This is a genomic window from Myxococcus sp. MISCRS1 (assembly GCF_026626605.1).
GTDB lineage: Bacteria > Myxococcota > Myxococcia > Myxococcales > Myxococcaceae > Myxococcus > Myxococcus fulvus.
Genome location: NZ_JAPNKB010000001.1, coordinates 1,329,823 through 1,350,951, shown reverse-complemented (window position 1 = coordinate 1,350,951; position 21,129 = coordinate 1,329,823). Strand labels below are relative to the sequence as shown.

18 protein-coding genes are annotated in these 21,129 nt (G+C 71.8%); 6 read left to right on the top strand and 12 right to left on the bottom strand.

Annotated elements, in window-relative coordinates; genetic code table 11:
* Nucleotides 1-2: 2 nt before the first annotated feature.
* The 4 genes from tmk to OWM54_RS05115 form a co-directional block, all read right to left on the bottom strand.
* Nucleotides 3-1,715 carry a dTMP kinase gene (tmk, locus tag OWM54_RS05130; RefSeq protein WP_267696767.1) on the bottom strand — a complete coding sequence of 571 codons (1,713 nt, stop codon included), beginning with the start codon at nt 1,713-1,715 and terminating at the stop codon, nt 3-5.
* Between the two features lie 5 nt (nt 1,716-1,720).
* Complete coding sequence (locus OWM54_RS05125; protein WP_267696766.1) at nt 1,721-2,434, bottom strand: VTC domain-containing protein; 714 nt, start codon at nt 2,432-2,434, stop codon at nt 1,721-1,723.
* A 15-nt stretch (nt 2,435-2,449) separates the two neighbouring features.
* Nucleotides 2,450-3,679 carry a hypothetical protein gene (locus OWM54_RS05120; protein ID WP_420715314.1) on the bottom strand — a complete coding sequence of 410 codons (1,230 nt, stop codon included), beginning with the start codon at nt 3,677-3,679 and terminating at the stop codon, nt 2,450-2,452.
* A gap of 312 nt (nt 3,680-3,991) precedes the next feature.
* Nucleotides 3,992-4,633: a hypothetical protein gene (locus OWM54_RS05115; protein WP_267696764.1), complete on the bottom strand. Its 642-nt coding sequence runs from the start codon at nt 4,631-4,633 to the stop codon at nt 3,992-3,994.
* Between the two features lie 91 nt (nt 4,634-4,724).
* On the opposite strand from OWM54_RS05115, the gene OWM54_RS05110 reads away from it, so the two are divergent.
* Entirely contained in the window at nt 4,725-7,049 is a 2,325-nt protein-coding gene (locus OWM54_RS05110) for a serine/threonine-protein kinase (protein WP_267696763.1), read from the top strand.
* 27 nt (nt 7,050-7,076) lie between these two features.
* On the opposite strand, the gene OWM54_RS05105 is transcribed toward OWM54_RS05110, so the two are convergent.
* Complete coding sequence (locus OWM54_RS05105) at nt 7,077-7,409, bottom strand: rhodanese-like domain-containing protein (protein WP_223746712.1); 333 nt, start codon at nt 7,407-7,409, stop codon at nt 7,077-7,079.
* An 8-nt stretch (nt 7,410-7,417) separates the two neighbouring features.
* The gene (gene moeB, locus OWM54_RS05100; RefSeq protein WP_223783050.1) at nt 7,418-8,578 is read right to left on the bottom strand and encodes a molybdopterin-synthase adenylyltransferase MoeB; all 1,161 of its coding nucleotides are present in this window, start codon (nt 8,576-8,578) and stop codon (nt 7,418-7,420) included.
* A 134-nt stretch (nt 8,579-8,712) separates the two neighbouring features.
* Between moeB and OWM54_RS05095 the strand changes: the two genes are divergently transcribed.
* Nucleotides 8,713-9,102 carry a HesB/IscA family protein gene (locus OWM54_RS05095; RefSeq protein WP_223746714.1) on the top strand — a complete coding sequence of 130 codons (390 nt, stop codon included), beginning with the start codon at nt 8,713-8,715 and terminating at the stop codon, nt 9,100-9,102.
* A gap of 87 nt (nt 9,103-9,189) precedes the next feature.
* Here OWM54_RS05095 and OWM54_RS05090 read toward each other — a convergent pair whose 3' ends face one another.
* Genes OWM54_RS05090 through OWM54_RS05080 form a run of 3 tightly spaced genes read right to left on the bottom strand, consistent with a single transcriptional unit; the run spans nt 9,190 to nt 11,352 of the window.
* Nucleotides 9,190-9,708 carry an acyl-CoA thioesterase gene (locus OWM54_RS05090; protein ID WP_046712842.1) on the bottom strand — a complete coding sequence of 173 codons (519 nt, stop codon included), beginning with the start codon at nt 9,706-9,708 and terminating at the stop codon, nt 9,190-9,192.
* A gap of 55 nt (nt 9,709-9,763) precedes the next feature.
* On the bottom strand, nt 9,764-10,522 hold the full coding sequence (locus OWM54_RS05085; RefSeq protein WP_223746715.1) for a deoxynucleoside kinase: 759 nt from the start codon (nt 10,520-10,522) through the stop codon (nt 9,764-9,766).
* Nucleotides 10,523-10,533: 11 nt separating this feature from the next.
* On the bottom strand, nt 10,534-11,352 hold the full coding sequence (locus tag OWM54_RS05080; RefSeq protein WP_223746716.1) for a glycerophosphodiester phosphodiesterase: 819 nt from the start codon (nt 11,350-11,352) through the stop codon (nt 10,534-10,536).
* Between the two features lie 150 nt (nt 11,353-11,502).
* Between OWM54_RS05080 and OWM54_RS05075 the strand changes: the two genes are divergently transcribed.
* The 3 genes from OWM54_RS05075 to OWM54_RS05065 all read left to right on the top strand — a co-directional run bounded on the left by OWM54_RS05075 (nt 11,503) and on the right by OWM54_RS05065 (nt 16,488).
* Nucleotides 11,503-12,582, top strand: a complete 1,080-nt coding sequence (locus tag OWM54_RS05075; RefSeq protein WP_141332796.1) for a hypothetical protein — start codon at nt 11,503-11,505, stop codon at nt 12,580-12,582.
* Nucleotides 12,583-12,786: 204 nt separating this feature from the next.
* Complete coding sequence (locus OWM54_RS05070; RefSeq protein ID WP_267696762.1) at nt 12,787-15,525, top strand: protein kinase domain-containing protein; 2,739 nt, start codon at nt 12,787-12,789, stop codon at nt 15,523-15,525.
* A gap of 156 nt (nt 15,526-15,681) precedes the next feature.
* Nucleotides 15,682-16,488: a hypothetical protein gene (locus OWM54_RS05065; protein WP_141332795.1), complete on the top strand. Its 807-nt coding sequence runs from the start codon at nt 15,682-15,684 to the stop codon at nt 16,486-16,488.
* A 22-nt stretch (nt 16,489-16,510) separates the two neighbouring features.
* On the opposite strand, the gene OWM54_RS05060 is transcribed toward OWM54_RS05065, so the two are convergent.
* Together OWM54_RS05060 and OWM54_RS05055 are read right to left on the bottom strand one after the other, a co-directional pair.
* On the bottom strand, nt 16,511-17,734 hold the full coding sequence (locus tag OWM54_RS05060) for a hypothetical protein (RefSeq protein WP_267696761.1): 1,224 nt from the start codon (nt 17,732-17,734) through the stop codon (nt 16,511-16,513).
* Between the two features lie 460 nt (nt 17,735-18,194).
* Complete coding sequence (locus OWM54_RS05055) at nt 18,195-19,760, bottom strand: hypothetical protein (RefSeq protein ID WP_267696760.1); 1,566 nt, start codon at nt 19,758-19,760, stop codon at nt 18,195-18,197.
* Between the two features lie 172 nt (nt 19,761-19,932).
* On the opposite strand from OWM54_RS05055, the gene OWM54_RS05050 reads away from it, so the two are divergent.
* On the top strand, nt 19,933-20,319 hold the full coding sequence (locus tag OWM54_RS05050; protein ID WP_223746720.1) for a metallothionein: 387 nt from the start codon (nt 19,933-19,935) through the stop codon (nt 20,317-20,319).
* Here the strand turns inward: OWM54_RS05050 and OWM54_RS05045 are convergent.
* Complete coding sequence (locus OWM54_RS05045; protein ID WP_267696759.1) at nt 20,312-21,124, bottom strand: class I SAM-dependent methyltransferase; 813 nt, start codon at nt 21,122-21,124, stop codon at nt 20,312-20,314. The two genes, OWM54_RS05050 and OWM54_RS05045, sit on opposite strands and share 8 nt — an antisense overlap.
* Nucleotides 21,125-21,129 lie beyond the last annotated feature (5 nt).

Sequence of the window (21,129 nt, the reverse complement as noted above, 5' to 3'; positions counted from 1 at the left end):
CCTCAGAGCTCGACCTGCTGCGTGGGTGCATCCACCGCCGGGCGGCTCGCGCGGGCCTGCGTGGCCCGGGTATCGAGCGCCGCCGCGGTGGCGATGACGGCGTAGGCGTTGCGCAGCGCGGGCAGCTTCCGGGGATGGGCCTCCAGCACGCGCTGGATGAGCACGCGCGCCTCGGGTCCCACGGGCAGGCCCTTGAGCGAGGAGAGCACGGTGGCCGGCCAGCGGCTCGCGTGCGTCACCCGCAGGCGCCACGCCCGCGGGTCGTTCATCCCGTCCACCGAGTCCAGCGCCTCCTTCGTCTTCGGCGCGGCGCGCTCGCGCAGCGCCCAGGCCTCCTCGGTGGAGAGCCCCGTCAGGGAGCGCATCACCAGCTTGGTGGCCTTGTCCGCCAGCGCCTCGCGCAGGCCGCGGGCCACCGGCGTGTCCAGTCCCTGCGTCCCGCGCAGCACCGCGAGCCTGTCGTGGGGCAGCAGCGCCTCGCGCAGCGCGTCCGCGCGGGCGTCGGAGAGTCCCCCCAGGCTGCGGGCCACCTCCGCGTACAGCCCCCGCTGCATGCCCGCCTCGCGCACCACCCAGGACTCCTCGCCGTCCACGCCGGAGAGGCCCAGCAGCACGTCGCTCAGCTTCCCGTCGCGCACGCCGCGCTCGCGCAGGCTCCACGCCTGGGGCGAGCTGTCGCCCTTGAGGCCCTGCAGCGCCTCCGCGGGCGCCTGGGCATACAGCCGCTCCCGCAGCATCGCCGCGCGGGCGCCCGTCTGGCCCAGGAGGCTCGCCGCCACCTGGGCCGGCGCCAGCGGCGCGAGCACCTCGCGCAGCGTCCACGCGGGCGCGTCATCCAGGCCCTGGAGGCCCCGCGCCGTGAGGGCGGGGAAGCGCTCCACGAAGTCCAGTCGTCGCTGATGCGCGGCGAGCCCGGGCAGGCCGCCCAGCATCCACACCGCCAGCGCCGGCTCGCGCGGCTCCACCGTGTCGAGCGCCTGGAAGAAGCGGGCCTCGACGTTCTCCACCTCGACGGGGCCCGTGGGCACCGACGCGGGGGCGGGGACGATGCGCTGCACGGGCGTGTCCCGACCCTCCAGCCGCGCCACCACCGCGTCCACCAGGCGCTGCTCCAGCACGTGCAGCGGCGCGTCGTTGTTCTCGATGATGAGCCAGCGCCGCGGGTCCTCCTTCGCCAGCGCGAGGAAGGACTCGCGCACGCGCACCGCCAGGCCCGCGCCCACCATGCCCTTGCGGCTGTCGCCCGCCTCGCTCTTGTTCGTCAGCGCCTTGCCCAGCCGCTTGCGCCAGCGGGCCAGGTCCGGGTCCACGTCCACCAGGATGACCAGGTCCGGCCACAGGCCCTGCGAGGCCAGCTCGCACGCGGGCTTGAGCTCCGACATGGGCAGCCCCCGGCCCCCGCCGCTCAGCGCCAGCTGCGAGTACAGGTAGCGGTCCGTGATGCACACCTCGCCCCGCGACAACGCGGGCGCCACGACCTCCTCCAACTGCTGCGCGTCGCGCGCCAGGTTGAGGAAGAACTCCGCGCGCGGTGACATCTCCAACAGGCGAGCGTCCCGCGTCAGCTCCCGCACGCGCCGGGCCGTGGACGAGCGCAGCTCGCCTCCTTCCCGTGCGTGCGCCACCCGGTAGCCGAGCTTCTTCAACCTCCCGGCCAACAGGTTGGAGAGCGTCGTCTTGCCGCTGCCGTCAATCCCCTCGAAGTCGATGAACACGGTGCCTATCCCCTCGCGACCCCATCCACGGCGAAGGCATGTGCCCTCGCCATCCCCTCTGCGAACTTGCTGTACGTCGGCGCGCCGCCCGGATTGAGCGACGACAGCCAGTCGGGCAGCTCCTCCCCCAGGTGCTTCACCTCCACCACCACGCGGCCCTCGCGGAAGAAGGGCGGCCCCAGCCGCTCGCTCGTCAGCGCAAGCTGGGACATGGCCAGCTCCGGGGCAATCTGGTGGTAGCCGATGTCCCGGTCCACCGTCACCCGCCACGCCTGCGACGCCTGATACACGTGGCGCTGATACGTCACCGCCAGCACCGGCTGCAGGCTGCCTCCGGTGATGAGCGGCAACAGCCGCGCGCCGCCCCTGAGCACACGCCCCAGGTCCGAGCGCGGCACCCAGACGCGCCGCTTCTGTGTGAGTCCATGGCGCTCGCGCTTCACCTCCAGCACCACGCGCTCCACGCCCCCCGCGCCCACGTCCGGTGAGTACTCCTTCGTGCGGACCTTGAGGCAGTCCTCCGGCGTGCGCAGCGCGCGCGACGCCAAAGGGCAGCCCGGCCGGTCGAAGTAGACGGACACGATGCGCGTGGGCTCGGGCACCTGTCCCTTCAACTCCCGCGTCAGGCGCGCGCACAGCGCGAGCGCCGTCTCCTCCTCCAGCACCAGCTTGAACTCACGCCGGAGCCTGGTCACTTCCCCCTCGGCGAACGAGAGCATGGCGTGTCTCCGTGATTAGAAGCGGGTGGCGAGCTGCAGCGAGTACTCGAGGCCCGGCGCCTCGTCCCCCGGCCGCAGCGCGCGCTCCACCTGGAACTGCCCCCGGAACCGACTCCCCAACAACAGGTTGAGACCCCCGAGCAACGAGTGGCCCCGGCCCTCCACATCCCCCCGCAGCTGCAGTCCCTCCGCGCCCACCACCGGCTGGAGGGCCCACTCCGTCGTCACCGGGAGCGTCCAGCTCGCCAGCAGCAGTTGCGCGGTGAACGGCCCCACCGGCAGCCGGCCCGTGACGACCTCCCCCGTGACGTGGAACGCTCCGAACTTCAGCTCCGCGTCGGCCGCCATCGCGTGCCTGCGCGCGCGGTCCAGCGCCTCCGCCACGTACGTGCTGACGCCCAGGGTGAGCATCTTCTTGAGCGGACGCACGGTGATGCGTCCGGCCAGGTCCTCCTTGGTGCGCACGCCCAGCTCGTCGCGCGAGCCCTGGAACGCGCCCGCGGAGACGCGCAGGTCCCACAGGCCCTTCAAGCGCACCTCGCCCATCAGCCCCAGCCGACGGCCGCCCAGCTCGTGCACGTCTCCCAGGTAGTCCTCCACGAGTCCGCGCCCCTGGATGGGCAGGCTCCACGCGCCCTCCAGCCGGCGCTGGAGGAAGGGCGACTTGAACTGGCCGCCATAGAGGCGGAAGCGCTTGTTGTCGTCGGACAGCCGCACGAAGGCGTCCTTGAGCATGTTCGAGTCGGCCAGGTCCGCGCTCACCTCGGCCTCCAGGTTGGGCAGCGACGTCGCCACGCCCACGCGCGCCGAGTTGATGCTCAGCGTGCGCGCGTACTTCTCGCGCTGGTCCGCGCTGGCCTGCGCATAGACGCGGCCGAACACGCGCACCGTCTGGATTTCGTCGTCCGGCGTGTCGTCCAGCGCGGTGGCGTCCTCGCCGATGGAGTCCTCCTGCTGCGCGCCGGGCTTCCTCTTCTTTTTCTTCTTCTGCTCCGCCGCCGTCTTGGCGGGCTCGACGGTGGGCGCCGCGCTCGTGGTCGGCGTCGGGGGCGCCGCGTCCGGTGAGTCACCGGGTTGGATGCGCGGCGGCAGCGCCTGCGCCAGCGCGCCCTCCGTCAGGCCCGGCGTGGGCTCCAGCGGCTCGGAGCCCTCGGGGGGCCCCGCGTCCACGGGCTCCACGCCATCCACCACGCCGCCCGAGAGCGAGTCCACCGAGGCGGCGGAACCGGAGGCCGCTGCCTCCACGCCACCCTCGGGTGCCGGGGTCGCCCACGCCGGTCCACCCACGAGGACCGCGACGAGGAGACCCCGCCTCCCCAGATCATCCAACCGCCACCCACCCATGTCCCCGCCTCCCCGTCGCAGCCGACAGAGCGCTTGTGCAACAGCGGTGCCCGACTGGACAACGTCGGGTGGCGGACGGCGGTGGGCGACGCAAGCCCGTCAGAGGGCTCGAAAACGTCGTGACGCGGGCGTTACGAAGCCCTCGGTGGGAACGAAAGTTCCACTTCGTGGGCACCCATCCCTGTACGAATGTCGATCAGCCGGTGGAAGGAGTTACCGGTTGGACGCCGCATCCGGCGCCGGTGCGGTGGCGTCGGGGGGCTCGGTGGACGAGGACGCCTGCACTGGTGGGATGACGGCGGGCGGAGCGCCGACGTCGGACGTTCCGGTGGGCGGGGGCGTACCCCGCAGGCGCTTGAGCGCGCCCCTCACGCCCATCGCGAGCACCAGGCCCGAGCCGCCGATGACCAGCGCCCAGCTCAGGTCGCGGGGCAGGGGCGTGGAGGCCACGGTGATGTGGCCCGTGAGGACCTTGAGCCGCGTGTTCTGGTAGCGGACCTCCAGCTCGTAGAGCCCCGGCTCGTCGAACTCCAGCGGCGTGTGCCAGTTGACCCCGTCGTACGTCAGCGTGCGCGTCAGCTGCGAGGGGGAGCCCTTCAGGTGCAGGGTCAGCGTCAGCGGCCCGGTGAACTCCGCGCCCTGGAAGGCGCCCACGTGCAGGGACAGCATCGCGGGCTCGCCCTCGCGGGGCATGGCGGGGTGAAGCGTACCCTGCAGCCGCTCCTCGGCGTCCGCCCAGCGCAGCTCCAGGACGTCACCGCGGCGCTCGGTGCGGAGTTGATCCGCACCCGGAGTGGCCGCGACCGCACCCGTCGTGAGCAGGCAGGCAATCAGCGCGCCAGTCGATCTCCACACATGCCACCTTTGCCTCGGCGACCGCTGTCCTCTAGGATGCCGAGCCCTGACGCATTCCACCTGAGCCAACTCCCCCGGCCAGAGACCCGGGATGAACCCTCAATCTTTCGGGAAATATCAGCTCCTGAAGAAGCTTGCCACCGGCGGCATGGCCGAGGTGTGGCTTGCGCGCCAGACGGGCATCGAGGGATTCCACAAGAACCTCGTCGTCAAGCGCATCCTCCCGCACCTGGCGGAGGACCGTGAGTTCGTGGAGATGTTCCGGAACGAGGCGCTCATCGCGGCGCGCTTCAACCATCCGAACATCGCCCAGGTCTACGAGTTCGGCGAGGCGAACGGCACCTACTACATCGCCATGGAGTTCATCCACGGCGAGGACCTGGGCCGGGTGATGCGCAAGGCGGCCAGCGCGGGGCAGTGGATCGCCCGGCCCCTGGCCATCCGCATCGTCGCCGCGGCGTGCGAGGGCCTGCACTACGCGCACAGCCGCACGGACGACGCGGGCCGGCCGCTGCGCGTGGTGCACCGGGACATCTCGCCGCAGAACATCCTCATCAGCTTCGACGGCTCGGTGAAGCTGGTGGACTTCGGCATCGCCAAGGCGGCGGATCAGGCGTCGCTCACCAAGTCGGGCGCCATCAAGGGCAAGTTCGCGTACATGGCGCCGGAGCAGGCGGCCGGAAAGCCCCTGGACGGGCGCGCGGACATCTTCGCCATCGGCCTGGTGCTGTACGAGCTGCTCACCGGCGTGCGCCCCCTGAAGCGGGAGTCGGAGCTGGCCACGCTCCAGGCCGCCATGGAGTGCGCCATCCAGCCGCCGTCGCAGGTGGCGGACGTGCCGGAGGAGATGGACCCGGTGGTGATGCGGGCCGTCGCCAAGAGCTCGGATGACCGCTACCGGGACGCGCGCCAGTTCCAGACGGCGCTCGAGGAGATCCTCGTCGGCCAGCGCTGGGTGGCGGGCTCGGTGCAGATCTCCGAGCTGATGGAGACGCTGTTCGCGGACCGCCTGTCCGAGGAGAAGGCCCAGGGGCAGGTGGTGCTGGCGGACGAGGAGTCCGGCGGCTCCGCGCCGCCACCCCCGCCGCAGCAGGAGCGGGGCCGGGGGCGCGCGTCGTCGTCGGACATGAGCTGGGAGGCGCCTCCGGGTGAGTCGTCCTCTCCGCGCGAGCGGGGCCGCGCCGCGCCGTCCCGCTCCGCGCCGCCGCCTCCCGCGCGTCGCACGGGCGCGGTGCCGCAGCCGGTGGTGGAGGAGGACCCGGGCGAGTGGGATGCGCCGTCCGGCGTCATGGAGGCGCCGAACCGCCGCCGGGGTGGGACGTCGGACTCGATGCGCCGGCCGAGCAGCGCCAACGTGACGCAGGTGGCCCGCACCAGCTCGCGCTCGGACCTGCGCAGCGCCGCGACGAATCCGGGAGAGCCTCCCGAGCCCGCGCCGCCTCCGCCTCGCCGCTCCATGACGCGCGCCGCGCCGGTGGTGGACGTGGAGCCGCCCGCGCCGCGCCGCTCGCGCACCTCCGCGTCGCTGGACCTGGACGAGCGCACGCGGATGGAGGACGAGGACGACGACGAGCGGACCATGCTGCCGCCGCCGGAGCCCTCGCCGCCGCCGCGCCGCCGCACGGGGATGCAGTCGCAGGTGTCCGCGCCGGAGGCCCCGCCGCGTCGGCGCACCTCCAGCCGCGCGGAGATGCCCTCGCCGCCGCCGCCGTCACGCTCCCGCGTCTCGCTCGCCTCCGCGCCCGCGGTGCGGGAGGAGGACGAGGTGGACCGCGCGCTGGCGAAGGACGCGCGCCGCCACGCGGGCCAGCCGGTGGCCAGGCGCAACATCGCCATGCTGGGCTTCATCGTGGGCATGCTCGCGGTGGTGGCCATCTTCCACAAGCCCATCCTCGCGGTGCTCAGCGCCACGGCGTCGGACGGGCAGGGCGTGCGGCTCACCGTCAACACCAACGAGCGGGTGAAGGTGTCCGTGCGGCACACGGAGCGCTGCGGCAGCTCGCAGCCCGTCACCGAGCTGGGCCTGACGCCGCTGACGCTGGTGTCGGGCGCGCACCTGCAGGACACGCTCATCCTGGAGAACGAGCAGCAGGGCATCTACACCGAGGACACGGACACGCTGGCCTTCGGCGTGCCGGGCGAGGCCAAGGTGCTCACCCAGGAGTTCCGTCGCGGCTCGCTGCAACTGCTCCTCAAGCCCGAGACGGTGCGCGGCATCACCGTGCGCCGCCGGGGGCAGGACGTGGGCCTGTACCAGGGCGGCGGCGGCAAGGGCCTGAAGATCGACCTCATGGAGGGCAAGCACAAGCTCGAGCTCATCGGCGGGCCGCTCAAGGAGCCCTTCCTGTTCGAGGTCGACATCAAGCCGAACTCGGTCCAGAAGGAGACGCAGGACCTGTCGGCCTTCATCGGGTAGCGGCTCGCTCGCGGGCGCCCCCGGACTTCAGTAGCGCGGCAGGGAAGGGTCGACCTGGAGCGAGTACAGGTCGATGCCCCCGCGCAGCGACACCGCCTCCAGTCCCCGTGACAGCAGGTACGCGGCGCCATCCAGGCTGCGCACGCCGTGGTGGCAGTAGACGACGACGGGGCGGCCTCGCAGCGCCTCCAACTCATCGGCGCGCTCGTCCAGCTCCGGCAGCGGGATGAGCACGGAGTCGGGGAGCGCCACGTACTCGTGCTCATGCGGGAAGCGCACGTCCAGCAGGGCGGGGCGGGTCTCGACAGGGCCTTCGAGGAGCTGGGCGAGACGGGCGGGGGTGATTTCGGGGATGGGCATGGCGGGTGTCAGTGGGCGGTGGCGCAGAAGCGCTCGTAGTCGATGAGCTCCACCTTCGCGCCGGGCGAGCACACGGGGCACTGCGCGTCGCGGCGCAGCTTGAGCTCCTGGAAGCGGGTGCCCAGCGCGTCGAACGTCAGCAGCCGGCCGACGAGCGGCTCTCCCTTCCCGAGGATGAGCTTGAGGGCCTCGTTGGCCTGGAGCAGGCCGATGAGGCCCGGCAACACGCCGAGCACGCCCGCCTCCGCGCACGAGGGCGCGAGCTCCGGCGGCGGCGGGGCGGGGTAGAGGCAGCGGTAGCAGGGGCCCTGTCCCGGCACGAAGGTCGTCACCTGGCCCTCGAAGCGGAACACCGAGCCGTGGATGTTGGGCAGCCCGCGCATGAGGCACGCGTCGTTGAGCAGGTAGCGGGTGGGGAAGTTGTCGCCGCCGTCGAGGACCAGGTCGAAGCCGTCCAGCACGCGCAGCACGTTCTGTGACGTCAGGCGCTCCTGGAAGGGCACCACCTTCACGTCCGGGTTGAGGGCTTCAATCGCGGCGCGGGCGCTGACCACCTTGGGCTGGCCCCGGCGCTCCTGGGTGTGCAGCACCTGCCGCTGCAGGTTGCTCAGGTCCACCACGTCCGAGTCGACGATGCCCAGGGTCCCCACGCCCGCGGCCGCCAGGTACAGCGCCGCCGGGGAGCCCAGGCCCCCCGCCCCCATCAGCAGCACCCGGGACTTCAAGAGGCGCGCCTGACCCTCCTCGCCCACCTCCGGGAGGATGAGGTGGCGGCGGTAGCGCTCCTTCTGTTCAGCGGAGAGCACGAAGGGCTTCTCCACGGGCAGGGCCGCGTCGCTCCAGCGGTTGTAGCCGCCCGCGAGCGACGCCACGCGCGTGTAGCCCAGCTCCTTGAGCGTCCTCACCGCCAGCGCCGAGCGGGTGCCGCCCGCGCAGTAGACGATGAGGTCCTCGTCCCGGCCCGCGCGCTCCTCGATGCGCAGCTCCAGGTAGCCCCGGGGGATGTGCACCGCGCCCGGCAGCCGGCCGCCCGCGTACTCGTCCGCCTCCCTCACGTCCACGAGCTTCACCGGGGCCCGGGCGTCCAGGAGGCGCTTCACCTCGTCCACGGTGACTTCGCGAATCTCCTGTTTCACTCCGGCCAGCAGCTCTCGGAAGGTGGGCGCCATGGGGCCGGTATAACCCGAGGCCCGGGGGCGGGCCCGTGCGGGATGAAGTGTCCCGGGGCGGACGAGCGGCCGCTCCCATGGATTTTCCGGCCCCGGGCGTTATAAAGGTCGGTTTGAGAGGAGATTTTTCCGACATGGATACGACGACCACGACCCCCGCTTCCGCCACCTCGACGGCCCCCCAGTCCGCGCCCCCGACGGCGGTGCGTTTGACGGAGGCCGCCGTCCGGCAGGTGAAGGAGGTCATCAAGGCCCAGGGCTTCGAGGGCTACTTCTTCTCCATCCGCGTCGTCCCCGCCGGCTGCAGCGGCCTGGGCTACGACCTGAACCTGGTCAAGGAGACCAAGGCCGGCGACAGCGTCTGGGAGCAGGACGGCGTGAAGCTCGCCACCGACGGCATGAGCAGCCAGTACCTGGCCGGCACGGAGATCGACTACGTCTCCGCGATCACGGGCGCGGGCTTCAAGTTCAACAACCCGAACGCGAAGTCCTCCTGCGGCTGCGGCACGTCGTTCACGACCTGAGCCGCATCCGTCGCTCGACGTCCTCACGGCGAGGGCGGTGGCAGCACCGCCGCCCTCGTCGAGTCCGCCGCTTCGCCGAGCGGGCCCTCAGGCCCCGGCGATGGGCTGCATCACCTTCAACCAGGACTGGTTCTCCTTCTGACGCGCGAGCCGCTGCGCGCGGCGGGCCTCGGCCTCGCGGAAGGCCTCCTTCTCCGTGTCCGACTCCATCAGGAGCGGCGGCACGGGGACGCGCTTGCCGTCCTTGTCGATGGCCACGAAGGTGAGCAGCGCGCTGGTGGTGAGCGTGCGCTCGCCGGTGAGCGGGTTCTCCGCGTGCACCGTGACGCCCACCTCCATGGACGTGCGGAAGGCGGCCAGCACGCGCGAGTGCAACAGCGCCACCCAGCCCACCTTGATGGGCGCGTGGAAGTGCAGGTCATCCATGGAGGCCGTCACCACCACCTGCCGGCAGTGGCGCTGGGCGGCCACCGCGCCGCAGATGTCGATCCACTCCATCACCTTCCCGCCGAACGCGGCGTTCAGGTTGTTGGCGTCAGGAGGCAGGATGAGCTGTGTCATCACCACCTCGGTGTCCTTGGCTCGCTTGGGCGTCAAATCCGACATCACTCACACCTTCCAGACAGAGACGACGGGCCCATGACGAAGGCCCCGCCGCGTCTCATGCCAGGAAGGTGGAGATGCGGTCCAGGAACTCCTCGCGCCCGCGGCCCTTGCGGATGTCCTGGCGTGAGACATCCATCACCAGGGTCTCCACGCCGTACTTCTCCTGCAGCACCTGGGGGAAGGAGGCGTAGTAGCCGTTGAGCCCTCGCAGGAACTGCGGACGGATGCCCTTCTCCTCCTCGCGGCCCCGGGTGCGGATGCGCTCCAGCAGCACGTCCACGCTGCCCACCTCGAAGCAGATGACCTTGTCCGGGCGGATGATGTGGCGCGACAGCCGCTGGAAGTACTCGTAGTACAGGTCCAGCTCCGCGTTCGTCATGTGCCCCAGGCCGTGCAGGTACTTGGCGAAGATTTCGGGGTCCTCGTACAGCGTGCGGTCCTGCACGCAGCTGCGGCGGTACGAGTGGATGAGCTCGTGGTGCTCCACGCGGCGGATGAGGAACTCGAGCTGGAGCGTGAAGGACCAGCGCGACATGTCCGCGTAGTAGTCACGCAGGAAGCGGTTGTCGATGACGGGCTCGTCGAACAGCTCGTAGCCGAAGCTCTGGCTGAGCATCTTCGCCGCTGTCGTCTTGCCCGCGCCGATGTTGCCCGCGAGCGCCACGAAGCGCCGCCCCTTGGGGGCCTTCACCTTCGTCTTCGCCGCCGTCTTCACCGCGTTGCGCGCGCGCGGCGCGGACGTCTCGGCGGGGGTGTCGGAGGGCTTCGGGGCAGCGGCCGGGGAGGGGGACGGGCGCGAGCTGGAACGAGGCATGGAACCGGGGCTTAACCCGCCTTGGTGGTGGCGTCCATTCGCTGCCTCAGCAGGTCCGGCCGGTCGGTCATGATGCCGCCGACCCCTTCTTCGATGAGGCGGGTCATCTCCGCCGCATCGTCCACCGTCCAGACGTTGACCCACTTGCCGCGCTCGGCGCACTCGCGCAGGAATTGCGCGTCCACCAGCCGCACCTCGCCGAAGTACAGCGGCATGTCGAGCACCGTGTAGCGCGGGTCCTCCGGCGGCGGCTCGCCGCTCCGCATCCCGATGACCAGCGCGGCCAGCGCTTCACGCGGATAGAAGTGACACGCGTCCGGCAGCCGCGCCGCGAGCCGCTCCCCCACGGCGTCCTGCTCGCTGCCCAGGCAGACGCGGTCCACGGCGCCCTCGTCCTCGAGCAACCGGGCGAGCAGCTCCTCCTGCCCGGGCACGTCCGGCTTGAGCTCCACGTTGAGGCGCAGGCCCGGGAAGGCCCGCAGCACCTCTCTGAGTGTGGGGATGCGCACGCCCCGACCCCGGAACGGGAACGTCTGGCCTTCATCCGGGGTAAAGCCATACCCCGCGTCCAATCGCTTCAGCTCGGAGAGCGAGAGCGCGGCCAGTTGTCCGATGCCATCCGTGCAGCGCTGCAATGTGTCGTCATGCGCCACGACGATTTCGCCGTCGCGCGTCACGTGCACATCCAATTCCAGCATGTCCGTGCGGAACCGTTCCACGGCCTGACGGAAGGCTTCCAACGTGTTCTCGGGCGCGAGCAGCGCGCCGCCGCGGTGCGAGATGTGCAGCGTGGGCCGCAGTCCTCGGAGAAAAGCGGGCGGGGCTCTCATGGGTTGTTCCCTGATTTCACGCGGGTGTCACCTGCGGGGGAGGGGGTTCCTTGCCGGCCCCCTCCGGGCGCCGGTATAAGGCCGACATCCTCGGACCGACCGGCGTCGACATCAACCCCTGGCGCCGCGACAAGAATGGAGAAACGAGAAATGCAACTGCGCAAGACGCTTGGCGCGGCGGCGCTGGTCGCCACGGCTGTACTGGCCTCCGTGGCGGGCTGCTCTGGTCGTGACGATGACGACAACGGTACGCCCGACTCCGGTCCTGGCTGCACGGGGGCATGTGGCGACGCGGGCCCCCCTGACGCGGGCCCTCCTGACGCGGGCCCGTCCTCGTGTCCGGCCCCGGTCAATGGCATGGGCCCCATCGGCGTGCTGCGCACCACCGCGGAGCGTGGCGACCGGGTCTCGCTGAACAACGTGGTGGTGACGGCGGTGAGCAACATCCAGAAGGGCAGCTCCGGTGACATCATCGCCCGCTTCTGGGTGGTGAGCCCGTGCTTCCCGAAGGAGGGCATCTACGTCGACAAGTACTACACCGACCACGAGACCACCGTCGCGGGCAAGTACGAGCCCGTGGTCGGCGACGTGCTGGACATCACGGGCCTGTACCGTGAGTTCCTCCCGGACGGGGACGACAACGTGCCCGCCGGCCGTGACGCGTACCGTCCGGTCATCAAGAACGACTTCCGCCTCAACGTGAGTGGCGCGACCGGGAAGATCGCCTTCAACAAGCGCGGCTCCGGCCAGGTGCTGGCGGACAACGAGGCGCCCGCGAACTTCGGCAACGCCGAGGGCGGCACCGCCCAGCCCAACCCCGAGTACGCCGGCTCGCGCGTCCACATCCCGGGCCCCATCACCATCACCAACGCCCGTCCCCCGGCCTTCCGTCAGTACCCGGATGATCCGACGAACGACAACTACCTGGGCTTCGAGGTGACCGGCGGCGTGCTGGTGGCGAACTACAAGACCTACCAGACCTGCGACCTGCGCGTGTCCGCGGATGACGGCGGCACGGTGACGTTCCCCAACGGCATCCGCGGCGTCTGGGAGACCTTCACCAACACCCCGTGCGTGGACGGCGGCACGACCACCACTGACGCCGGCACCCGCTTCACGTGCAACGACTACGGCGACGGCGTCATCCCCGGCACGGAGAACAAGTTCACCTACGTGCTGTACCCGATGAACTGCGACCCGGACATGGTCGGCACCGTCGCGGCGCCGTAGTTCCAGGCCCATCCCCCCGGGGATGATCCGCGCAGTCGCCGCCCCTCGCCCGTGCCGGGAGGGGCGGCTTCTTTTTGGACGGGCGCCCCAGGACGGTGTCCGCTACCGGTCGATGTGGGCCCCCGGCTCCCCCAACCCTTTGATTGTGGGTAAGCTCGGGAAAAGTCCAACCTGTCCCACCCTGTCAGACGCCTCGTTCCCTCCGTGAGCTCGCCCCAGACGGCCATCCCGTTCGGAAAGTACCTGCTGATCAAGCGGCTCGCCGTGGGTGGGATGGCGGAGCTGTTCCTGGCGCAGCGTCCGCCGGATCCGGAGCTGGTGGTCCTCAAGCGCATCCTCCCGTACCTCTCGGAGGAGCCGGAGTTCGTCCAGATGTTCCTGGACGAGGCGCGCATCGCCGCCCAACTGCACCACCCCAACATCGTGCAGGTGCACGAGCTGGGGAAGGAGGGCGACAACATCTTCATCGCCATGGAGTTCGTGGAGGGCGTGGACCTCCGCCACGTGGTGCTGGAGGAGTTCAAGTTCGGGGCGACGGTGCCGTGCGGCGTGGCGGCGCGCATCTGCTCGCTGGTGGCGTCGGGGCTGGACTACGCGCACCAGAGCCGGGGCGTGGACGGCCGCCCGCTGGAGCTCATCCACCGGGACGTCAGCCCGCAGAACGTGATGATCGGCTACGACGGGCGCGTCAAGCTGGTCGACTTCGGCATCGCCAAGGCCGGCGCGTTCATGGAGCGCAGCAAGCCGGGCGTCATCAAGGGAAAGTTCCTCTACCTGGCGCCGGAGCAGGTGTCGCAGGAGCGGTTGGATCACCGCGCGGACATCTTCGCGCTGGGGACCATGCTGTACGAAATCACCACCGGCAAGCAGCCCTTCTCCAAGCCGACGACGGAGGGAATCCTCTACGCCATCCGCTTCGAGGACCCGACGCCGCCGCACCTCTTGCGCCCGGACTATCCGCTGGAGCTGTCGCGCATCGTCATGCGGTGCCTGACGAAGGACCGCAACCAGCGCTACCCGCGCGCGTCGGTGGTGCACGCGGAGCTGGAGGCGTTCCTCGCGTCGGGCTCGCTGCAGCAGAGCCTGGACGTGGCCGACTACATCGCGCGGCTGATGGGCGAGGAGGAGGAGCGCACCATCCTCCACATCCCGGTGTCCAAGCCCGCGGGCCGCATGAACGCCACCGTGCCCATGGCGGGCAACCGGGTGCTGGATTCGTCCATGCCCCAGCGCCTGCCGCCGCTGGAGGTCACCGGGCCCACGCTGTCCTCCACCACGCCCATGGCGGAGCCGGCGCCTGCTTCCGCGCCTGGGCTCACCGCGCGCCCCACGCCGCGTCGCAACTCCGCGGACGGGCTGCCCGCCGCCAGCTACCGGGACGAGCCCGAGCCGGCCACGCAGATGGCGCGCCCGCGCGAGCTGCCGAGCGGCGCCCGGAGCGCGCCTCCCGTGGACGAGGACGTGGACTCGGAGATGTCCACCGCCGTGCGCACGGCGCCCACGGGGTACTCGGTGCTGTCGCAGCTCCGGGACGAGGAGGACGAGGACGCCGGTGACGGCGAGTCCACCATTCCCCAGCGCAGCCGGGGCCGCACGCCGCCTCCTCCCGCGCGGCGCTCCAGCACGCACTCGGAGGTGTCCTCCGCGCAGCGAGGCCCCATCACCCCGGAGCCGCTCACCGCGCCGCCCACGCCCGCCAGGCGCGCGGCGTCGGGGCCGCTGCCGGTGGAGCCGCCGCCTCGCGCCGTCGCGCCGCTGGAGCCTCCTCCCTCGCCGCGCGCGGCGGCGCTCGCGGAAGGGCCCGTCCCCCGCACGCCCACGGACGCGCGCGCGCGTCGCCTGTCCTCCCCGCCCGTGGCCGCGCCGCCGCGCCGCTCGCCCACGCCGGTTCCGCGGGACCTGGATGACGGCCCCGGCGACATGACGATGCCCATCCGCCGTCAGTCGGTGGTGGACGCGGAGGCCTCGGTGTCGCTCACCACGCCCATGCGGCGCTTGTCGCCCCTGGACGAGGAGGCCTCGCAGTCGGTGTCGCTGACGACGCCCATGCGGCGCATGTCCTCGGTGGACGTGGAGACGTCCGAGTCGGTGTCGCTGACGACGCCCATGCGGCGCATGTCCTCGGTGGAGCTGGAGCCGTCGGTGTCCATCACCCCGGCGACGGTGAGCCACCGCGCCGCCTCCCGGCCGCTGATGCCCGCGGCGCGCGCCTCGGCCGTGGCCGTGGGGGACGACGACGACCACTTCCACACCGACTCCAGCATGTCGGGCGCGCTCACCAGCCCCACGGCCTCGCTGCGCGATGGCGAGGACGACGAGTCCACCATGGGGTACGGCGGTGGCTACGACTACTCCGACACGAGCGCGACCCCCGCGCGCACCGGCTCGCGAGGGCTGGTGCTGGTCGTCGTCGGCGGGCTGCTCCTGCTGGTGCTGCTGAGCCTGGTGTGCTGGGGCCTCTACACCCGGCTCAAGGGCCCCACGCCCCTGTCCATCCCGCCGCGGGACCTCTCCCAGAAGGCGCTCGAGGAGAAGCCGTCGGCCGTCACGGTGCCGGTGCGCTCCGCGAATCCGCCGCCCGTAGCCGCCGCCCCGGTGGTCACCGCGCATCCCGCCGCGGGCATCGCCCCCGCGCCCTCGACGCCCGAGGCGCCGGCCCCGACACCGGGCGTCGCCGCCGCGCCCGAGCTCCCCGCGAAGGTCGAGCCCGCACCGCCTTCGCTGGTGGAGGTCCGCTTCGAGGGGCCCCCGAAGACGGTCCTGCGCCAGGAGGGGGGCGAGCGGCTGCCCGTCAATCGGCTCGTCAGCCTGCCCCCCGGCCCACTCCGGGTCGATTTTGACTGCCCCGGCCGGAGGACCGGACGGGGGACGAAATCCTACCTCATCGAGCAGGCGAACCCGGGTCCGCTCGTCCTCCCGGTGCCCTGCAAACCGCGTCGCTAGTCGGGACGGGCATTTGCCCGTATGGGCGGGCCTCCCCCAGGAGCGGACAAGTGGGACCGGGTGGGCTTGAGTGCCATTAAGTCGTTGGATTTCCTAGGTTTTCCGCTTGGCGAGCGCATTGCGCATGTCAGACGGGGCCGTAGAATCCGGCGCTCCATGGCGCGCCTCAAGAAGCAGAAAAACATCGTGACGAAGAGGAGTTACACGGCCGGGCGGGTAGTGCGACAGCTTCCTGTCGCGCCGGAACCGAACCGGCTCTTGAAGGTCTGGAGACGCGTGCTCGAACGCCGCCTCCGCACGCGTCTGCGCGCGAAGGTGGCGGTGGAGGTCCACGACAACACGCACACGATGCTGACCTTCCAACGTCAGCGAGCGATGTGGCGGCTTCGGCTGCACCACATGTTCCTGGCGGCGCCCGACGACGTGGTGCAGGCGCTCGCCAGCTTCGTGCGCAAGGGGGACCCGGAGGCGAGCGCGTTGTTGGACCGCTACATCGAGCGCAACCGCAGCTACATCCGGCGGCTGTCCCCGGCGCAGATGCGCAAGCGCATCCGGCTGGAGCCGACGGGGCGGACGCACGATCTGGAGCGCATCTTCGACCGGCTCAACGAGCGGTACTTCGGCCGGCGCATCGACGCGGCCATCACCTACGGGCCGGCGCCCCGGGTGAAGGGGCCGCGCAAGAGCATCAAGATGGGCTCCTACTCGGCGGACTCGAAGGTCATCCGCATCCATCCGGCGTTGGACCAGCCGGTGGTGCCCCGCTACTTCGTGGAGTGGATCGTCTTCCACGAGATGCTCCACCACATCTACCGGACCCGGCGGGGTGAGGACGGGCGGCGGTGCATCCATCCGCCCGAGCTCATGGAGCACGAGAAGCGCTTCCACGACTACTCGCGGGCCCAGGCCTGGGAGCAGGAGAACCTGGACCTGCTGCTGCGCGCCCGCGTCTCACCGGAGTGAGGCGCGGGGCCTCCCCGGGGCTTCAGGGGAGGATGAGTCCGCCTGGACTGCGCCGCTCCTGAGAGGGGGCGGCCTCGGCGGACGCGGTGGGCTCCCGGGCTCCGGGGGCTCGCTGGGTGGCGGTCTCGGCGCGGGCTCCCGCGGCCGCCACCAGGCCGACGACCTTCTCGAAGAGGCGCTCGGCGAAGCGGGAGAAGGGCTGGTCGGCGCCGTGGAACAGGCGCCGCGCCTCTCCCCGGGCCACGTCGGCCTCCCGGGTCCGCTCGGTGCGCTCGAAGAAGTCCGCCATCCTCCACAGTCGCAGGGCGTAGCGCCGGGCCATGTCCGGGGAGAAGAAGTCCCGCGCCACGGAGGCCACGGCGGACTGGAGCTGGTCCTGTCGCTGCACGTCGCTGAGGGCCAGGGGGCTGACGACGACTTCGTCCAGCTTCACCAGCAGGCGCTTCACCACGGGCTCGGGCGGAAGCCACGCGGCCATCTCGGCCGTCTCGTGCAGGAGGTCGCCCTCGCGCGAGCGGCGGATGTCGTCGGGCTCGGGAGCGGGGAGGGTGGTGGGCTCGAGCTGCGGCTGGACGCCGAAGTGGCGCAGGGCGACGTCCAGGCCTTCGGGGAACGGGGTGTGGGTGCGCAGGTTGAGTCCGGCGGCCTCGGCGAGCAGGGCGGCGGCCTCATCCACGGGCAGCTCCATGGTGCCCCCCTGCTCCAGGCCCTCCTTGATGACGCGGCGCCACGCGCCCCGGCCCTTCTCGCCCAACTGGAGCTGGATGACGCCGTGCTCGTCGGTGAGCAGGGCTTGCACCACCTCGATGCCGCCGCCGCGAATGGCGCGGCCCAGGACGAGGGCCCGCTCGCCCCGGCCGGTGATGATGCTGGCGAGGGCGGGGAGGGCGTCGCTCGCGGGAGCGGGGGCGGGGGACTCGGTGGGGGCGGCGCGCGGGGCCTCGGCCACCGCGACACCGCGCGAGCGCAGGCGGTACAGGGCCTTCTTGGCGAGCTTGGCCAGCGGCTTCACCGAGGAGGCGGACAGGGCTTCCGCGAGCGCGGGCTGGCCGGCGAGCACGGAGGCTTCGAGGACGGCGGCGGCGAGGGGCTCGGGCAGGGCTTCCAGCTCGGCGGGCGTGGCGACGTGGCCCTCGCGCGCGAGGGCGCGGGCGGCCTCCACCTTGTCGGCGGGGAGGTCCGGCAGGGCGGTGCCGGCGCGAAGTGCGTCCAGCAGGGAGCGAGGGTCCGAGGCGGGGGATTTCATGGGGGCCTTGTACCGCGCGCCGTGTGTCTCGGGGCATCGCCCGTGCGGGGCGCGCGACCACTGGCCCACACTCGGGACGGCGCGGGACGCGGCGCTCGGGTGTGAGTGTCGTGGTGGTGTCGACGCCCGACGCCGGGCCGACGTCGGTGAGCGTCGAGCGGAGCCTTGCTCTGAACGCCTCGGAAGGCGTGCTCAGCATCTGCGCACCCGCCGACTGCGGCCCGTCGAGCTGATGCGCGTGAGCGCCAGGCGGAGCCTTCTGCCACCCACCTGGGAAGCCATGCTCAGCATCTGCGCACCCGCCGACTGCGGCCCGTCGAGCTGATGCGCGTGAGCACGAGGCGGAGCCCTCTGCCAACCAACTCGAAATCCGCGCTTCGCGCCAGCGCACCTGTGGGCCGCGACCTGGTGGTGGCGCGCCTCACCTGGAGCCTCGCGCCGAACACCTCGGACCCCGCGCTCAGCGCCTGCGCACCAGCCAGCTGCGGCCCGACTGCCCGACGATGGCGAACTCCGACTGGAGCCTCGCGCCGAACACCTGGGACGGGTGGGCGCCGCGCACCACGAAGGTGTCGTACCAGGCGCCCTGCCTGTCCCAATCCACGTCCTGGGGCCGCCACTCGGAAGGGAAGGTGGGCGGCACCTCGCCGCGATACTTCAGCGGCGAGTGCGGCGTGGACGCGAACGTGAAGTTGGGCACACCCCCGCGCTCGCGCGCGAGCACCGCCGCCGAGTGGATGAACACCGGAAAGCGGACCACGCGCGAGCCCGGGTCGTAGACGAGCCCCATGACCCGGGGCTTCGACGCCGTCGCCGACACCAGCCCCTCCCACTCCGCCACCTCGCGTGAGAACGCGCGGAAGCCCCGGCCCAGCGTGACGGCCAGCACCAGCGCGCACGCCCCCGCGGCCCATCGCAGCGGCACCCGCCACGACGCCACCGTCGCCGGCGCGGTGGCCACCAGCAGCGCGGCCGCCAGGTGCGCATAGCGCGTGTTCAGGTAGTAGACGTATCCCCGGATGTCGAACGGCAGCAGGAAGTAGAGGGCCAGCGCCAGCCCGCCCAACCCCAGCAGCCGCGAGCGCGTCACCCAGCCCCGAGAGCTCCCAGCCTCCGGCCGCACCAGCCCCGCCACCCAACCCGCCAGCGCCACCGCGCCCACCGCGTACATCGCCCACCGGTCCGAGCCATCCCGCAGGGTGTTGGCGAGCACGTCGAACAGCTCCGCGCGGTTCTGCGCGAAGCTCTTCCACCCCAGGTTCTGCGGCGAGAACGTCGGCCCCCACGCCTTCCACGGCGCCCCCGGCTGGATGTCGGGCGGCTCACCGAAGCGCAGCACCACCCAGCCGAGGAACAGCGCGACCCCGGGCACCACGCCCAGGAGCGCCGGCACCCGGGGCTTCAGCCTCGCGACGAGTCCCCGCGCCGTGGCGTCCTCCGGCACCGCCGTGGTGACGAGCAGCCAGGGCAGCCCGAAGGCGAGGAACCCGAAGGCCTGCACATGGAACAGCAGCACCGCGACCAGGCACCCGGCCAGCCACGCCGCCCAGCGTCTGCGCCGGGGGGCGTCCTCCAGCGCGCGCACGAAGAAGCCACAGCACAGCAACGTCAGCGGCAGCGCGGCGCAGTAGTTGATGAAGCCCCAGCCGAAGCTGTCTCCGTACGCGAAGGGCAGCGCGAGCAGCGACGGCCACGTGGGCCTGCCCAGCGAGCGCAGCAGGAAGCCCAGGCTCAGCGGCAGGCCCACCACGTAGGCGGTGAGGAAGACGCGGTTGGCCAAATCCAGCGGCAGCAGCCAGTTCAGCGCGCTGACCAGGTAGTAGTACCCCAGGTACGGGGTCAACGCGTGCCGCGCCTCGAAGAGCTGCGGGTACAGCGTGCTCGGGTCATCCAGCCGGTGGAGCACCGAGATGAGGTACAGGTGCTGCGGCAGGTCCACCATGGGCAGGTGGCGGGACACCCACAGGGGCAGGGCGCCGAGCACCAGGGCCGTCACGTGAATAAAGCGAGCGTTGGAGTTCGTCACGAGAGGGGCAGGACTGTACGCGCCGCTTCCCTGCCCGGCGAGCAGCCAACAGAGACGCTCGACGTGACGCGGCGAGGTAGACAAAGGTATGGCCGTCGACCTTGGCAGTCGTTGGGGCCTGCGCTATAGGCGCCGGAGCACGGGGGGCGAGGGCCCCTCGAGGAGCGCGCACATGACACGCAACGCGACGATGATGGTTGCGGCGCTGGCCAGCGGTCTGCTGATGCTCGCGCCCCGAGCGGCGAGCGCCTGCGAGGCCCACGCCCAGGCCGCGCGAGCCAAGGCCGAGAAGGCCCAGACGCCCGCCCCGGACACGAAGGCCGCCGAGGCCCGCCCCGCCACGGGCGAGCAGGAGCGCCCGCTCGACGCGCTCGACTCGCTGATGGCCGCGAAGTGTCAGTGCGGCAGCAAGGCGGACTGCACGTGCAAGAAGGGCACGTGTGAGTGCGCCCGCTGCAAGCCCAAGCGGCAGGTGATGGACGCGCTGCGCGGCCAGCCCGCGGAGCTGAAGCTGGACGAGGCGCGCCGCACCGACGCGTCCGCCGGCATCTTCATCTGAGCGTCTCGGCGGAGGCCTTCTCCGCCTTGAGCACCAGCAGCGGCGGCAGCGCCACGCGCTCGAAGCGCACCAGCCCCGCCGCCCCGACCGCCGCGCGCAGCGTGGCCTCGGTCCTGGGATGGAGCCCCGCGCGACGGTGGAGCAGCCCCGACGCGGACCCCGGCGGCGCATACGTGCTCGCCACCCAGCGTCCCCCGGGCCGCAGCGCCCGCGCCACCTCCAGCATCAGCCGGCCCAGGTCCTCCACGTAGTGGAGCGAGTCCACCATCAACACCGCCCCCAGCGCTCCGTCCTGGAAGGGGAGGTAGGGCGCCTGGGCTCGCAGGAAGTCCACCGTCGCGCCCGCCTCGCGCGCCTGCGCCATGCCTTCCTCCAGCATCGCGGGGCTCACGTCCTGTCCGGCGACGGGCGGGAAGCCCGGCTCACGCGCGAGCCTGCGCGCCACCAGCCCCGTGCCGCAGCCCAGATCCAGCACCGGCCCGTCGGGCGTGCCCAGCAGGCTGCGGTAGAGCAGGTACTCGCTGTCCGCGTCGAGCGGCTGACGCAGGAGCGCGCGTTGGAGGGTGGGGCGCACGTAGCGCTCGTAGGAGCGCGCCACCCAGCGGTTCTCCAGCCCGCGCTGCAGGCCGGCGGAGGCGGGAGGCTCCAGCACCAGGTCCGCGACGCCCTCGGCCACCGGGTAGCTGGTGCGGCACTCCGGACAACGCAGCGGGCCGAAGAGCAACACCGGCGCGGGCGCCTCGGGACGCAGCGCGCCCTTGCGACAGCGGGGGCAGCGAAGGAGCTGGACGAGCGCGTGCCGCACCCGGA

What these genes read in the sequence shown, in the direction of transcription:
- OWM54_RS05090 (WP_046712842.1), bottom strand. Translation starts at nt 9,708, where the DNA reads ATGTCGGATTTGACGCCCAAGCGAGCCAAGGACACCGAGGTGGTGATG.
- OWM54_RS05075 (WP_141332796.1), top strand. Translation starts at nt 11,503, where the DNA reads ATGCAACTGCGCAAGACGCTTGGCGCGGCGGCGCTGGTCGCCACGGCT.
- OWM54_RS05050 (WP_223746720.1), top strand. Translation starts at nt 19,933, where the DNA reads ATGACACGCAACGCGACGATGATGGTTGCGGCGCTGGCCAGCGGTCTG.
- OWM54_RS05125 (WP_267696766.1), bottom strand. Translation starts at nt 2,434, where the DNA reads ATGCTCTCGTTCGCCGAGGGGGAAGTGACCAGGCTCCGGCGTGAGTTC.
- OWM54_RS05095 (WP_223746714.1), top strand. Translation starts at nt 8,713, where the DNA reads ATGGATACGACGACCACGACCCCCGCTTCCGCCACCTCGACGGCCCCC.
- OWM54_RS05060 (WP_267696761.1), bottom strand. Translation starts at nt 17,734, where the DNA reads ATGAAATCCCCCGCCTCGGACCCTCGCTCCCTGCTGGACGCACTTCGC.
- OWM54_RS05080 (WP_223746716.1), bottom strand. Translation starts at nt 11,352, where the DNA reads ATGAGAGCCCCGCCCGCTTTTCTCCGAGGACTGCGGCCCACGCTGCAC.
- OWM54_RS05105 (WP_223746712.1), bottom strand. Translation starts at nt 7,409, where the DNA reads ATGCCCATCCCCGAAATCACCCCCGCCCGTCTCGCCCAGCTCCTCGAA.
- OWM54_RS05085 (WP_223746715.1), bottom strand. Translation starts at nt 10,522, where the DNA reads ATGCCTCGTTCCAGCTCGCGCCCGTCCCCCTCCCCGGCCGCTGCCCCG.
- OWM54_RS05065 (WP_141332795.1), top strand. Translation starts at nt 15,682, where the DNA reads ATGGCGCGCCTCAAGAAGCAGAAAAACATCGTGACGAAGAGGAGTTAC.
- OWM54_RS05110 (WP_267696763.1), top strand. Translation starts at nt 4,725, where the DNA reads ATGAACCCTCAATCTTTCGGGAAATATCAGCTCCTGAAGAAGCTTGCC.
- moeB (WP_223783050.1), bottom strand. Translation starts at nt 8,578, where the DNA reads ATGGCGCCCACCTTCCGAGAGCTGCTGGCCGGAGTGAAACAGGAGATT.